The organism is Cyanobium sp. Maggiore-St4-Cus, assembly GCF_024345615.1.
Taxonomy (GTDB): domain Bacteria; phylum Cyanobacteriota; class Cyanobacteriia; order PCC-6307; family Cyanobiaceae; genus Cyanobium_A; species Cyanobium_A usitatum.
On sequence record NZ_JAGQBL010000014.1, the window covers coordinates 48205 to 60221 of the forward strand.

General features: G+C 63.0%; 16 protein-coding genes. 6 read left to right on the forward strand and 10 right to left on the reverse strand.

The window, feature by feature from the left end:
- Positions 1-21 precede the first annotated feature (21 nt).
- A complete protein-coding gene (locus tag KBY99_RS12535; protein WP_254999394.1) occupies positions 22-681 on the reverse strand; it encodes a metallophosphoesterase in 660 nt (219 codons plus the stop codon).
- Positions 682-794: 113 nt separating this feature from the next.
- On the opposite strand from KBY99_RS12535, the gene KBY99_RS12540 reads away from it, so the two are divergent.
- A complete protein-coding gene (locus KBY99_RS12540) occupies positions 795-1118 on the forward strand; it encodes a hypothetical protein (protein WP_254960311.1) in 324 nt (107 codons plus the stop codon).
- Here KBY99_RS12540 and KBY99_RS12545 read toward each other — a convergent pair.
- Together KBY99_RS12545 and KBY99_RS12550 are read right to left on the reverse strand one after the other, a co-directional pair.
- Positions 1115-1435 (reverse strand): MgPME-cyclase complex family protein, encoded by a 321-nt coding sequence (locus KBY99_RS12545; RefSeq protein WP_254960312.1) that lies wholly within the window; start codon positions 1433-1435, stop codon positions 1115-1117. The two genes, KBY99_RS12540 and KBY99_RS12545, sit on opposite strands and share 4 nt — an antisense overlap.
- Positions 1432-2181, reverse strand: coding sequence for a pyridoxine 5'-phosphate synthase (locus tag KBY99_RS12550; protein ID WP_106632777.1), 750 nt, complete (start codon positions 2179-2181; stop codon positions 1432-1434). The genes KBY99_RS12545 and KBY99_RS12550 overlap by 4 nt, the downstream gene beginning before the upstream one ends.
- A gap of 152 nt (positions 2182-2333) precedes the next feature.
- Between KBY99_RS12550 and KBY99_RS12555 the strand changes: the two genes are divergently transcribed.
- The 4 genes from KBY99_RS12555 (at position 2334) to grxD (ending at position 4221) form a co-directional block, all read left to right on the forward strand.
- Positions 2334-3053 (forward strand): lysophospholipid acyltransferase family protein, encoded by a 720-nt coding sequence (locus tag KBY99_RS12555; protein WP_254999395.1) that lies wholly within the window; start codon positions 2334-2336, stop codon positions 3051-3053.
- 71 nt (positions 3054-3124) lie between these two features.
- Positions 3125-3622 carry a hypothetical protein gene (locus KBY99_RS12560; RefSeq protein ID WP_254941955.1) on the forward strand — a complete coding sequence of 166 codons (498 nt, stop codon included), beginning with the start codon at positions 3125-3127 and terminating at the stop codon, positions 3620-3622.
- A 37-nt stretch (positions 3623-3659) separates the two neighbouring features.
- On the forward strand, positions 3660-3893 hold the full coding sequence (locus KBY99_RS12565) for a BolA family protein (protein WP_254999396.1): 234 nt from the start codon (positions 3660-3662) through the stop codon (positions 3891-3893).
- A 4-nt stretch (positions 3894-3897) separates the two neighbouring features.
- Positions 3898-4221 carry a Grx4 family monothiol glutaredoxin gene (gene grxD / locus KBY99_RS12570; protein ID WP_106632779.1) on the forward strand — a complete coding sequence of 108 codons (324 nt, stop codon included), beginning with the start codon at positions 3898-3900 and terminating at the stop codon, positions 4219-4221.
- A gap of 25 nt (positions 4222-4246) precedes the next feature.
- Here the strand turns inward: grxD and KBY99_RS12575 are convergent, their stop codons facing one another.
- On the reverse strand, positions 4247-4513 hold the full coding sequence (locus KBY99_RS12575) for a DUF6761 family protein (protein ID WP_254936090.1): 267 nt from the start codon (positions 4511-4513) through the stop codon (positions 4247-4249).
- Positions 4514-4691: 178 nt separating this feature from the next.
- On the opposite strand from KBY99_RS12575, the gene KBY99_RS12580 reads away from it, so the two are divergent.
- Positions 4692-5453: a response regulator transcription factor gene (locus KBY99_RS12580; protein ID WP_254999443.1), complete on the forward strand. Its 762-nt coding sequence runs from the start codon at positions 4692-4694 to the stop codon at positions 5451-5453.
- On the opposite strand, the gene KBY99_RS12585 is transcribed toward KBY99_RS12580, so the two are convergent.
- The 6 genes from KBY99_RS12585 to KBY99_RS12610 form a co-directional block, all read right to left on the reverse strand.
- Complete coding sequence (locus KBY99_RS12585) at positions 5442-5972, reverse strand: hypothetical protein (RefSeq protein ID WP_254999398.1); 531 nt, start codon at positions 5970-5972, stop codon at positions 5442-5444. The two genes, KBY99_RS12580 and KBY99_RS12585, sit on opposite strands and share 12 nt — an antisense overlap.
- Positions 5969-6253 carry a hypothetical protein gene (locus KBY99_RS12590; RefSeq protein ID WP_254999400.1) on the reverse strand — a complete coding sequence of 95 codons (285 nt, stop codon included), beginning with the start codon at positions 6251-6253 and terminating at the stop codon, positions 5969-5971. The genes KBY99_RS12585 and KBY99_RS12590 overlap by 4 nt, the downstream gene beginning before the upstream one ends.
- A 28-nt stretch (positions 6254-6281) precedes the next feature.
- Complete coding sequence (locus KBY99_RS12595; RefSeq protein WP_254999401.1) at positions 6282-8735, reverse strand: EAL domain-containing protein; 2454 nt, start codon at positions 8733-8735, stop codon at positions 6282-6284.
- 177 nt (positions 8736-8912) lie between these two features.
- Complete coding sequence (crtH, locus tag KBY99_RS12600; protein WP_254999402.1) at positions 8913-10442, reverse strand: carotenoid isomerase; 1530 nt, start codon at positions 10440-10442, stop codon at positions 8913-8915.
- Between the two features lie 27 nt (positions 10443-10469).
- A complete protein-coding gene (gene trmFO / locus KBY99_RS12605) occupies positions 10470-11843 on the reverse strand; it encodes an FADH(2)-oxidizing methylenetetrahydrofolate--tRNA-(uracil(54)-C(5))-methyltransferase TrmFO (protein WP_254999404.1) in 1374 nt (457 codons plus the stop codon).
- 4 nt (positions 11844-11847) lie between these two features.
- The gene (locus KBY99_RS12610) at positions 11848-11970 is read right to left on the reverse strand and encodes a photosystem II protein Y (RefSeq protein WP_106632785.1); all 123 of its coding nucleotides are present in this window, start codon (positions 11968-11970) and stop codon (positions 11848-11850) included.
- Between the last annotated feature and the right edge of the window lie 47 nt (positions 11971-12017).

Consider the following 12017-nt stretch of genomic DNA (forward strand, 5'->3'; position numbering starts at 1 on the left):
AAGATGCTCAGCTGTGGGTCGTCATGGCAGGCAGCCTGCCAGCTCCTGGCTGAAGGAGGAGAGCCGGCGCTCTTGCAAGCCGTAAACGGCGTGAATAGCTCCGGTTTCGGGGCAGTAGGCCGAAAGCTCGCCGCCGTAGCAGGCGCCCGTATCCACCATCACGATCTGGCCGAGGCGACGCACTTGGGGCCCGGGGGTGTGGCCTATCACTACCTCACCGAAGCGACCGTCGTAGGCCTGCCAGAAGGGCATGCGGATGCTGAGGTCGGGTTCCCAGGTGTCGGGATTGAAGCCAGCGTGGGTGGCTATCCAGCCTTTGCCGGCGTAGGTGAGGGGCAGCTGCTCCAGCCGCTCCTGCCAGAGGCGGCAGTGGCTATCACCGAGCTGGCGATAGGTGTCGCAGCCGGCCAAGGCCCTTTGAGCGGTCCAGTCGCCTTGCCGCAGGGCGGCCACTAGGTCGGCTTCGTGATTTCCCATCAGCCAGATGGCCCGGCCGGAGCTCACCAAGCCCCAGGCCAGCTCCATGGTGCGGCGGATCTCGGGGCCGCGGTTGATCACATCACCGCAAAGCACGAGCTTGTCTCCTGCAGGTAGGCGAGCTACCAGCAGCTCAAGCGCGTCGGCACAGCCGTGGACGTCCCCGATCACCCAGTGGTGGCAGGAACGTGAAGGGGACGTCATCAGTCCATCGCGTTAGTTCCAGTCTTGCCTGCCTGGCGGCCACTTGTCAGCCCCCCAGCCATTCATGTCGACCGGCCAGCGCTGGTACGGTCGCCCCACCCAGTGACAGTCAGATGAATCCAGCGTCGTTGTCGGTGGTCCAGCGGGTAAACGCCCTGGTAAAAGCCCTAAATGGCGCTAAGCGCACCAATGAGGCCTTGGCCCGCTGCGGCAACGGTGAGGAGATGCTCGACGTTCTGCTCGATGCCTCCGCCAAGCTCGGCCTAGGGCTCAGCCGCCAGCAACTGGCGAACACCCCACCAATCCGCGACTGGGTGTGGTGGAAAAACAAGGAGGCCCTACTCACGATTGGCGATAACAAGCCTCGCTACCAGCAGGATGGCGGTCAGGGAGCCTCCGATGACGGGCCGCGCAAACGCTTCTTGGGGCTGTTTTAGGACGCGCTGGCGAGGGCGTCGGGGATTGAGGTGCTGGGAGCCTCAAAGCGGCCCGTGGCCACGAATTCCAGGCGAAGCTTCAGAAAGGTGATGAATTTCTCATCGGTGGACACCACCGCCGCCGCCGGCCTCGGCACGGCGCTGCCGATCGGTTCGAGTTGGGGTGCATCGAGAAAGGCCGGCCGTTTCACCAGCCAGAAGTCGATTTCCTTGCCCTGTTCTCCGTAGTGGCGCACCCTTTCGCGCAGCACCTCCTCAAGGGGCTCCTCGACGGTGAGGAACGCTTCGCTGGCGGCGATGAAGTGATAGGTGCTCATAGCTGGCGGCTGCCGAACAGGGGGTCGCGGCGCGGATTCTGTATCAGCGCCTTCATCTGCCGAACAGCTTCTTCCAGTCCCACCGCCAGGGCCCGGGCCACGATTGTGTGGCCGATGTTGAGCTCCTCCATGCCTTCGATGGCGGCGATGGGCTCCACGTTTTGGTAGGTGAGGCCATGGCCGGCATTTACCCGCAGCCCGAGGCTGCGGGCGATGAAGCTCCCCTCCGTGAGCCGGGCCAGCTCGGCGGGCTGCAAACTCCAGCTTGCTTCGGCGTAGGCGCCGGTGTGCAGCTCCACCCAGCGGGCGCCGGTGGCGCGGCAGGCCTCCAGTTGGCTCGCCTCGGCGTCCACAAACAGGCTCACGCCAATGCCGGCATCTTGCAGCGCACCCACCAGAGCGCTGAGAGCTGGCTGCTGGCCCGCCACATCGAGGCCGCCTTCGGTGGTTACCTCCTGACGCTTCTCCGGCACCAGGGTCACCATGTCGGGCCGGATGTGCAGGGCGATTGCCTCCATCTCAGCTGTGGCGGCCATCTCCAGATTGAGCCGGCTGCGCACGGTTTGACGCAGCAGCTCCACATCCCGGTCCTGAATGTGGCGCCGGTCTTCCCGTAGGTGCACGGTGATGCCGTCAGCCCCCCCCAGCTCGGCCAGCAGGGCATAGCTCACCGGATCGGGCTCCACCGCGCGGCGGGCCTGGCGCACATTGGCAATGTGGTCGATGTTGACGCCGAGGCTGGCCATGGCTGGGGAGTGGTTGGCAGGCGGTGATACCGCCCAAATCCTATGGATACCGCAACCTGCGCCGGCTCAGGACGCCAGTTCAACTGCCCGCGCTCGAGCCGAGCTCCATTGCCTAGCCCCTAGCTTTGAGCTTGGTCGCACTTAACGGGTTGTTGGCGGTTCAATCCGGCCCATCGGCGTTGTCCACCCAGGCCCCCTCCTCCCGGGAAAAGGGGCTCTGCAACGGCATCAGCCCCTGGCTGGCACCGCTCGCCATGGTGGCTAGCCAGGACATTGGCCTCCGCTTTTTTTTCCGCAGCGTCCAGGTGCTTGGCAGCGAAAATCTGCCGCTCAGCGGGCCGCTGCTGCTAGCTCCGACCCACCGGGCCCGCTGGGATGCCCTGCTGTTGACCCACGCCGCAGGCCGCCGCATTACGGGGCGGGATTGCCGCTTCATGGTCACGGTTGATGAGATGCGTGGGCTGCAGGGCTGGTTTTTGCACCGCTTGGGCTGCTTTCCTGTGAGTCAGGGGCGCCCCTCCCTGGCCAGCCTGCGCTACACCGTGGACCTACTGGCTGCCGGTGAGCAGCTAGTGGTTTTTCCAGAGGGGCGCATCGTGCGCGAAGAGATTCCCCTGCGGCTGCACCAGGGCCTCGCCCGCCTGGCCATGCTGGCCGCCGGCCAGGGCGTGGCGGTACCGGTGGTGCCCGTAGGCATCGCCTATGGCCATCGCCCCCCCCGCCGCGGGGATGGGGCCGTGCTCTGTTTCGGCCGACCTCTCAGCTTGGAGGGCCAGGGAAGGCAGGCTGCGAGTGCTTTCACCGGCCACCTCGCCACCGCCATGGCGGTGGTTGAAGGCCAGGCCCAGGGAGCCCTGGGTCTGGCCCCCTAAAGTTGTTGCATATTCGTTTGCTGGTTGTGCGTAGGCCATCCCGCTTGATTTGTGGCTCCGCTTTGGCCTTGATGGCCCTCGCTGCGCCCCTAGCTCCGGCCAAGGTGCAAGCTCAGCAGGAGCCCCAGAAGGCCCTGGAGTCCACCGGCAGCCCGTTCAATCTTGAGGGTGTGCGCGCCCTGTTGGTGCGCGGTGACGCCGCCGTTGCTAAGGGCAATCTGGCCGAAGCCCGCAAGCTCTACGACCAGGCCCGCGATGCCTGTCGCCGCCTGCTTGGCTTTTATCGCGACCTGAGCGGCTCCTTCCGCGGACTCGATGCCCGCATCCCCCGCGAAATGGACCAAAAGGGGCGGGAAGCTTTGGAAACCATGGCTCAGGCGAACCTGCGCTTGGCGGCCTTGTTCCGTCGCCAGAACCAGCCTGAGGTGGCGGTGCCCCTGCTGGTCGAGGTGGTCAAGGTGATGACCCCGGCCAGCCCAGAGGGTCGCAAGGCTTTCCAGAGCCTGGTCGAGATTGGCTTCGCAGCCACTCCCTACACATCAGGGGCCGCGGCAACCCCTGGCAGCTGACCACTAGATTTCCCCTGTTCGCTGCCTCTTCGCTTCAATGGTGCATCCAGACCAGGTGAAGGCCGCAATCACCTTGGCCATGCCCGATGCCCATGTTGAGGTTGAAGACCTCACCGGTGGCGGCGACCATCTGCAGGTCACGGTGATCTCCGCAGCGTTCGACGGCCTGACCAAGGTCAGGCAGCACCAGCTCGTGTATGGCGCCCTACGCCAGGAATTGGCCAGTGAGGCAATCCACGCCCTAGCCCTGCAAACATCCACTCCCGCCTGAGTCCATGGACGCCACTACCCGCCAACGCATCGAAGAACTCCTGGCCACCAGCCCGGTATTCGTTTTTATGAAGGGCAACAAGCTGATGCCTCAGTGCGGTTTCTCCAACAACGTGGTGCAGATACTGCACTCCGTTGGGGTTCCATTTGAAACCTTCGACGTGCTCTCGGATGCTGAGATCCGTAATGGAATCAAGTCATTTTCCGACTGGCCCACGATTCCCCAGGTGTATGTGAAAGGGGAATTCATCGGTGGCTCCGACATCCTGATCGAGATGTACAACTCCGGTGAGTTGCGCGAGAAGCTGGAAGTGGCTCTGGCTAGCTGAAAGGTGCAGCTAGCCATTCAGCGAGTCAGTAGCGCTCGCTTTCGTAAAGGCTGCGCGGGTCACCATCGGGACCCACAAAGCTGGAAGGATCTCGAATCCAGCGGTCGGTGAGCTCCTCAAGTCGCCGCTGGGAGATCGGATCAAGCACCGCAGTGCGGCGTAGGGCGTGGATGTAGCCATCGGCGTAGAGCCGCAATTCAGCAGGGCTGTGGAAGCGATGGGCCAGTTCCTGGCAGGCATCGCAGAGCGACTGGAAATGGCGGATGGCGTCTGGGTGTTGAAGCGAAGTCATGGGGTCGTGGGACCTTTACCTATTTTGCCCCTTGGAGGCAGAAGCCGCGATTGGGTGGTCTCCGCATTGTTTGGTGGTGTCCACACAAACGCAGCGACTGATACGCGGATCCCCTGGCGGCTGCCGTTAAGGTGAATTCAACACAGTTGTGGACTCCATCAACTCCTCTAACCCGCCACTGCCGGCCTCTGGGGCCGCCAATCAGGCCGGAAGCCAGCCCCAGCGGGTTTTGGTGGTTGATCCCCACGCGACCCTGCGCACGGTGCTGGCCCAGCGCCTGCGGCAGGACGGCCATCTTGCGGCGGCGGTTGCTACGGCTCGTGAAGCTCTGGACGTGTGCCAGGACCAATCTCCCGATCTGCTGATCAGCGCAGAACTACTCGATGAGAGTTCCGCCCTCCGCCTAGCGGCCCAGCTGCGCTGCTCCGTGATGGTGCTCACGGCCCGCACCGGTTCGGAGCCCGTGGTGAGCCTGCTTGATGCGGGTGCAGATGATGTGCTGCGCAAACCTTTTGGCCTGGAAGAACTCGCCGCCCGCTGCCGCACCCTGCTGCGCCGTGGCGGCACCGGTCTGCAGGAACGGGTCTGTGTTGGCCCGCTTGAAGTTCACGTATTGCTACGCCAGGTAACTCTGCGCGACCAGCCAGTCGAGCTGAGTCCACGGGAATTTGCCCTGCTTTGTGCCCTGCTAATGCCCCCTGGGGTTGTGCGCAGTCGCCAGGAGCTACTGCGTATGGCCTGGCCTCCCTTCAGCGGCGGGCCCCGCTCGGTTGATACCCAAGTGCTCACCCTGCGTCGCAAGTTAGAGCAGGCTGGCTTGGGTGAAGGAGGCGGCATCGAAACGATGCGCCAGCAGGGTTATCGCTTCAGCCTGGAAACCCTGCCCGAAGCTGCTCCCGAGGAAGAGCCGGTGCGTCAGCAGATCAACTCATTGGTTTAGAGCCCAAACCAACTCCCCAAGCAACATGGCGGCACTCAGGCCGGCTAGGAGTTGGTAGGTCCAGGGTGGGCTGATCCGGCCGATTGAGCTGGTGTTGATGCCCGTTTCCTGGCTGAAGCGGCCCAGAAACTGCTCGAAGGCTGCGACCCGTTGCGGCAGCAGGTATGCCGATCCGTCTTCTCCCCTCACGTAAAAGACCCGGCCCCCCTGGCTTGTGGCTACCGGTGTGAGCCCGCTGATGGATTTCCAAGACAGGCTCCAGCCGCGGCGCAGCAGCCAGGCACACCAGCTGGGATGGCCAACCCGAATGCCATCGGCGTCTAGCTCAACGGCTTCACTGGTGGCTGCCACTACCAAGCCCAGCCCAAGGGGTAGAGCCAGCCACAGCAGCAATTTGAGCTCTGCTGGTGCCAGTAGGGGCAGGGGCGCCACCATTGCCAAGTAGAGAGCGATCAGGGTGAAGCGGATCAGCGGCGCCATTGGGTAGCGGTCGCTGCTGACGGCCAAGGCGCCGGTCATCGATCTTCGGGGGAGCCGGGTAGGGGTTCGATCAGGGTCTCTGGCTGGTAGCGACCGTTGAAAACCTCCTGCTCGCGGCCTTTCCAGAATTCGCCAAGTCGCATCAGATCGGCGTGGGCCTCCTGCAGGCTGGCCATGTATGCATCCGGGTCCATGCTGTCCTTGGCCTCCTTGAGCTTGGTGAGCCTTAGTAGCTGCAGCATCCAGGGCTTGCTGAGCTCGCCGCGTTGCTCGAGGTAAGTGGCCAGCTCGGCGGAGCTGGGGGTAGGGGAGCCGGGCATTCCTTGCATTAGGGCTATTTGGCCCAGGCTATGCAGCGGGAAGTGGGATTGTGAGTCGCTTTCCACCCACAAGCTCAACCAGGGCGGCGATGTTTAGGGGCTCAGAGAATAGATAGCCCTGGAATCGGGCCACCCCCATCTGTTGCAGCCGCTGAAAGCTCTCCTCCGTATCTACCCCTTCAGCGACGAGGGTCATCGATATGGAGTTCGTGAGCCTGGGGAGCAGTTCCACGATTTGTTCCGCATAGGAATCGTTGAGAACTCCGATTACAAAACTGCGATCGATCTTCAGTTCGTCAGGCTTCAGCGATAGCAGCAGGCCCATGGAGGAGAAGCCCGTTCCAAAGTCATCGAGGGAAATCCGCATTCCCGCTTCTCGACACTGGCGCAGATTAGTTTTAACTGCTGCAGTGGAGTTGAAGATCGCGGTTTCGGTGATTTCAAGATTGATGCTGTTGCAAGAGATTCCTTGGGCTGCAATGGCATCGATTAATTGGCCTGAAAAAGATGCGTCAGTGAGTTGGGACGGGCTGATATTGATCGCTAGGTTGAGCTGGTTGGGGGTTACCTTTAGAGCCTGGATCAGCTGCTTGAAGGTCTTCAACGTGGCTTCGATGAGCTGCCAGCCAACGCGACCCATGATTCGGTAGTGTTCCGCTACCGGGATAAATAGAGTTGGGGGAACTTCCCCCAGGTCTGGGTGATCCCAGCGGGCGAGAGCCTCAACGGCTAGGACTTCGCCTGCGGCGTTGACGATCGGTTGAAATAAAACCCGGAAGGAGTCGGGCTGCGATGGCTCAAGCGATGCTTCGCAAGCCTGTTGGAGCGCAGTAAATAGGCGATAGTCACTGAGCGGATTGGACTCATTTTCTGCTGTGAACAGGTGAATATGTTCCCCCTGGGATGCCTTCGCCTTGTACATTGCCAGGTCTGCTTTTCGGATGATGTCTTCACTGCAGAAGTGGTGTGGATCGCTGATCGTGATCCCAATGCTCAGGCTAAGTCGGTAAGGCGACGCGGAGTCAACTTGACTTTTCTCAAAGGAATCAAGGATCCGGTGGGCTACCTGTTTGGCATGGAGGGCTAGATCGTCTTCATCGCTGGCGTTTTGAGAGTCTCCCGGATTCAGAATCAGAATGAATTCGTCGCCGCCGTAGCGCGCCAGGAAATCCCCCTGGCGGCAGAGGGCCTTGAGTTGGTTGGCTGCCTTGCGCAGGGCTTGATCACCGATGCGATGGCCATAGGTATCGTTAATGCTTTTGAATTTGTCGAGATCGATAAACAGCAGGACAAGAAGTGTCTGCTCTTCCTTAAGGCGATCGATTTCTCTTTCAAGATGTTCGATGCAATAGCGGCGGTTGGCCAGGCCCGTGAGTGCATCGTGCATGGCCAGATCGCGGGCGGTGCCCAGAATCTGTTCAAACCGATTGGCAATCAAATGGATGTCTACTCGTTGGCGACCAGCGGGTTCGCTGCCGGTTGTGGTCGACCCATCGATCGGTTGGCTGGCGCGTGGCGAGGCAGGGTGTCGCCGTTCCTCCTGCAGCATCCCTCTGAAGATGAAGTTGCTGCTATGGGGTGGGCTGGTAGAGCTGTGATCTGCTGAAGGGAGCGACTGGGGGGCTTTGAAATCAAGGATTTCAATCAGTGCACGGTGACTTCGGCGGATGCGTTGGGTGGCCCAGCGTTCCTTCTTGCGCAGCAGCAATCTCTGCCGGCGCTCGGCCAGTTTCCAGCTGAAGCGCAGGGCCAGGGCGATCAGTCCCCCGCCGGTTAGCAGCAGCAGCAGATGGTTTAGTTCCGTGCGCTGCTCTGCCTGGCTATTGGCGGGTTTGACGCCCATCAGTCGCCCGTCTTCGCCGAAGGTCTTGGGTTTAAGCGCAGCCAAGGGCTCCCCCGTGGCGATGACTCCAGCTGGGGGGATGGGCTGCAGCTGAGCCTGGATGCGGTTGAGCTCCTCCTTCAAGTGGGTGCCGAACTGGGGTTCGACCAGCGGGTTGAGGAAAATGAGGGTCGCTGTTGTGGAACGGCTGTTGTCGCTGGTGCCGATCGTGGTGGCGAAGCCGACGTAGAGGTTGTTGGTCTCGTCTGAGCAGATCACCCGGATGCCGGCGAGGTCCAGTTGGCGGCGGGTGCGGGCGGTGGAGTCCAGGCAGCGCACCAGCCGTTGATCAGGGGGCCGGCTCGGGCTGCTCAGGCCCACCTGAAGGGCCCGGCGTTGGGCTTGGGCGTCGTAGATCGCCATGGCGGCCCCTTGATCAAAGAGGCTGCTGGTGGCCAGGTTTTGGGAGGGGAAGGAGGGGTTCTTGCCCTCAATGAAGGCATAGCTGTCATCCCACCAGCCCCAGTCGCTCGCAATTCGCTGGGCGTCCCGGAATTCGGCTTCGAGTTTTTCCAGGGCGATCGTCTGGTTGGTGACGCTTCGGCCCTTGGCCAGCTGAATCCTCCGGACCGCTTCAATCCCAACCAGGATGACTATCAAAAACAGGATCAGGGCCGACCGTGAATGGCCACGCTTGATCCAGCTGATGCGCTCTTCTTTGGCCCATGAGCGCAAAAGAATTCGCGGGGACTGGAGCCTTGCCCCCGCATAAGGCTGAGAGAGCTCGTTGGTTGTGCCGACCGTCACTGGGCCGCCTCAGTGCCCTCTCGAGTCACCTTAGTCAGGCAGGCTCCAGGGATTAAGCCCCAGATCGGCGCCGATGCGGTGGGCGCAGGCAAAGCCACTGAAGGCCACCGCATTGAGGCCCTGGCCTGGGAAACAGGAATCCCCCACCGCATACAAGCCGGCGAGGCCGGTGCGGTTGAAGGGCATCGGCAGCAGCCCCGGCAGGCGCAGGGCTGGGATTGGGCCGTAGCTGCCGCCCATGCGGCCCAGGAAGCGCCGGTGGCTGCGCGGCGTGCCGACTTCGCGGTGACGGATAGCGCCCTTCAGGCCGGGCAGGATCGCCTCGAGCCGGCCGATCAGCCGGTCGGCATCCGCCTGTTTTTTAGCTCGATAGGCCGCTGGCGTGAGCCCCTGCCAGTGCTCCATGGAGCTGGGGGTGAAGGCATGCACGATGTGGCGCTCTGCCGGGGCCAGCTCCGGATCCAGCAGGGTCGGCATCGATACGAACACCACCCCCTGCTCGGCCTCCATCTCCTCCCAGCTCTCCAGTAGCAGGTGGTGGCAGTGGTACCCCTTGGGCACGATCTGGGCATCGATGCCCAGGTGCAGGGAGAGAAAGGAGGGGGAGGGCTTGTAGCGGCGCCGCCAGGTGGTTTCGGCCTTGGGGGTGTGGGCGGCATCTACCAGAGCGCCAAAGGTGTCCCAGCGGGTGGCGTTGCTCACCACGCGGCGGGCCCGCAGCTCTTCACCACTTGCCAGCTTCACCCCCACCGCAGTGTTGTTCTCCAGCAGCACCTTGGCCACACGCGCCTTGTAGCGAATCGCGCCGCCATGGTTCTCCAATCCCGCTACCAACTTTTCTGCGATCACACCAACGCCCCCTTTGGGGTAATTGATGCCGCCGGCATGACGATCGGAGAACACCATGCCCGCATTGATCATTGGGGTGAGATCGGCGGGCATCACGCTCCAGCAGAAACACTCCATGTCAATGAATTTGAGCAGGGCCGGATCGCTGATGTGCTGCCGCGCCACGTCGCCCACGTTCACTGGCAGCCAGCGGGCCAGGCCCAGGCAGGCAAGGGGGGCTTTGAAGAACACCTTGGCCAGGTAGGCCGGATCCTCCAGCGACAGCAGCGGCATCGCATCGAGGCAGCGGAACACCTGCCAGCAGGCGTCGTAGAAGGCGCGGATGCCCTTGGCCTCGTGGGGAAACAGGGCACTGAGATCACTTAGAAAGTGCTCGTAATCCCTGTCCACAGCAACGTTGAGCCCGCCGGGCAGGTGGTATTCGAGCTGGGCTGGATCGGGGATGGTGTCGCAGTGCTGGCCCACATCGGCCAGGGCCCGGGTGAGCAGGTTGGTGTGCCCCTGCTCGCCGAAGCCGAAGATCATTGAGGCGCCCACGTCGAATGTGTAGCCATCACGCCTGAAACTGCCGCCGGAACCTCCTGGGATGAGGTATCGCTCCAGCACCAGCACTTTCGCCCCCTTGGCAGCCAGCTGGGAAGCGGTGACCAGGCCGCCGATGCCGGCACCGATCACGATCACATCCCAGATGGGGGCAGGGTTGCTGGTCAACGTTGGGCTGGAGATGCTGAAGCGACCCTAGGCAGCGGCGCTGTCGTCGTGCAGTTGTAGGGGCGGAGTGAAAGGCTCAAGATCCGCTAGGGACCGGTCGCGGTAGGCGCCGTAGCGGGCCCGTTTCTCGCGGACGCGTTCGGGTAGCTCGGGCAGCAAGCCGAAGTTGGGCGGCATGGGCTGGAACTTCTTGCTGGGAGCTTCGGCGATGAAGTGGGTGAGGGCGCCCAGCATCGTGGTTTTGGGCAGGCTCAGGGGTTCCAGTCCCAAGGCCAGCCGGGCGGCGTTGGTGCCGGCCAGCCAGCCACCAGCTACCGCGGCTGCGTAGCCCTCGGTGCCGGTGATCTGGCCCGCCGCCAGCAGGCTGGGGCGCTGGCGGAACTGCAGGGTGGCATCGAGCAGCTGGGGCGATTCCAGGAAGGTGTTGCGGTGCATCACACCGAAGCGCACAAACTCGGCGTTCTCCAGGCCCGGGATCAGCCGCAGTACCCGTTTCTGCTCGCCCCATTTCAGGTTGGTCTGGAAGCCAACTAGGTTCCAAAGGCGGCCGTCCTTATCTTCCTGGCGCAGCTGCACCACCGCGTAGGCCCGCTTGGCGCGGCGCACATCGCGATCATTGAGATCGCCCCAGCGGGGATCCCAGAGGCCAATTGGCTTGAGGGGGCCGTAGCGCATCGTGTCTTCGCCGCGGCGGGCTAGCTCCTCGATGGGGAGACAGCCCTCGAAGAAGTGAGCACTCTCCTTTTCAAAGTCCTTCAGCTCGGCCTGCTCGGCGCTTAGCAGCTCCTGCCGAAAAGCAAGAAATTGCTCCCGGTCCATCGGGCAGTTGATGTAGTCGGCGTCGCCCTTGTCGTAGCGGGAAGCGCGAAAGGCCACGCTCAGGTCGATGCTCTCGCCTTCGACGATCGGGCTGGCCGCATCGAAGAAGTGGCAGTCGGCCCGGCCCGTGAATTCCCGCAGCTGCTCCGCCAGGGGTTCGCTAGTGAGCGGGCCGGTGGCCAGCACGGCGATCTCACCGGGGCCGGGCAGCTCGGTGTGCTCCCGCCGCTCCACCGTCACCAATGGGTGCTGCTCCAGGGCGGCGGTGAGGGCGGCGCTGTAGCGGCCCCGATCTACGGCTAGGGCGCCGCCTGCAGGCACGGCGTGGGAGTCGGCGGTGCGAATCACCATCGAACCCAGGCGCCGCAATTCCTCTTGAAGTAGGCCTGCGGCCCGATCGCTACTTAGGGCGCCGAAGCTGTTGCTGCATACAAGCTCGCCGAATTCAGAGCTGTGGTGGGCTGGGCTGCGGCGCACCGGCCGCATTTCCACCAAGCGCACCGCCAGGCCAGCTTGGGCGATCTGCCAGGCGGCTTCCGTACCCGCCAGGCCAGCACCGATAACGAGCAGCTCGGAGCTCAAATGCTCAGGCGCGGGCGCGCTTGAGCAGCAATTGCAGCTGTCCTACGGCGGCACGACCGATATGGAAGACGGCCCAGCTCGCGGCGAGCAGGATCGGAGCAACCACCAAAATCAGCCGACCGTCCATGGGAAGCCAAACAAGATCTGATGATCTTACGGACTGAACCTCAGGAT

Coding starts and splice junctions, on each gene's coding strand:
- KBY99_RS12560 (WP_254941955.1), top strand. CDS start 3,125: ATGGCCCTCGCTGCGCCCCTAGCTCCGGCCAAGGTGCAAGCTCAGCAG.
- KBY99_RS12590 (WP_254999400.1), bottom strand. CDS start 6,253: ATGCCCGGCTCCCCTACCCCCAGCTCCGCCGAGCTGGCCACTTACCTC.
- KBY99_RS12540 (WP_254960311.1), top strand. CDS start 795: ATGAATCCAGCGTCGTTGTCGGTGGTCCAGCGGGTAAACGCCCTGGTA.
- KBY99_RS12575 (WP_254936090.1), bottom strand. CDS start 4,513: ATGACTTCGCTTCAACACCCAGACGCCATCCGCCATTTCCAGTCGCTC.
- KBY99_RS12545 (WP_254960312.1), bottom strand. CDS start 1,435: ATGAGCACCTATCACTTCATCGCCGCCAGCGAAGCGTTCCTCACCGTC.
- KBY99_RS12585 (WP_254999398.1), bottom strand. CDS start 5,972: ATGACCGGCGCCTTGGCCGTCAGCAGCGACCGCTACCCAATGGCGCCG.
- grxD (WP_106632779.1), top strand. CDS start 3,898: ATGGACGCCACTACCCGCCAACGCATCGAAGAACTCCTGGCCACCAGC.
- KBY99_RS12565 (WP_254999396.1), top strand. CDS start 3,660: ATGGTGCATCCAGACCAGGTGAAGGCCGCAATCACCTTGGCCATGCCC.
- KBY99_RS12550 (WP_106632777.1), bottom strand. CDS start 2,181: ATGGCCAGCCTCGGCGTCAACATCGACCACATTGCCAATGTGCGCCAG.
- KBY99_RS12610 (WP_106632785.1), bottom strand. CDS start 11,970: ATGGACGGTCGGCTGATTTTGGTGGTTGCTCCGATCCTGCTCGCCGCG.
- KBY99_RS12535 (WP_254999394.1), bottom strand. CDS start 681: ATGACGTCCCCTTCACGTTCCTGCCACCACTGGGTGATCGGGGACGTC.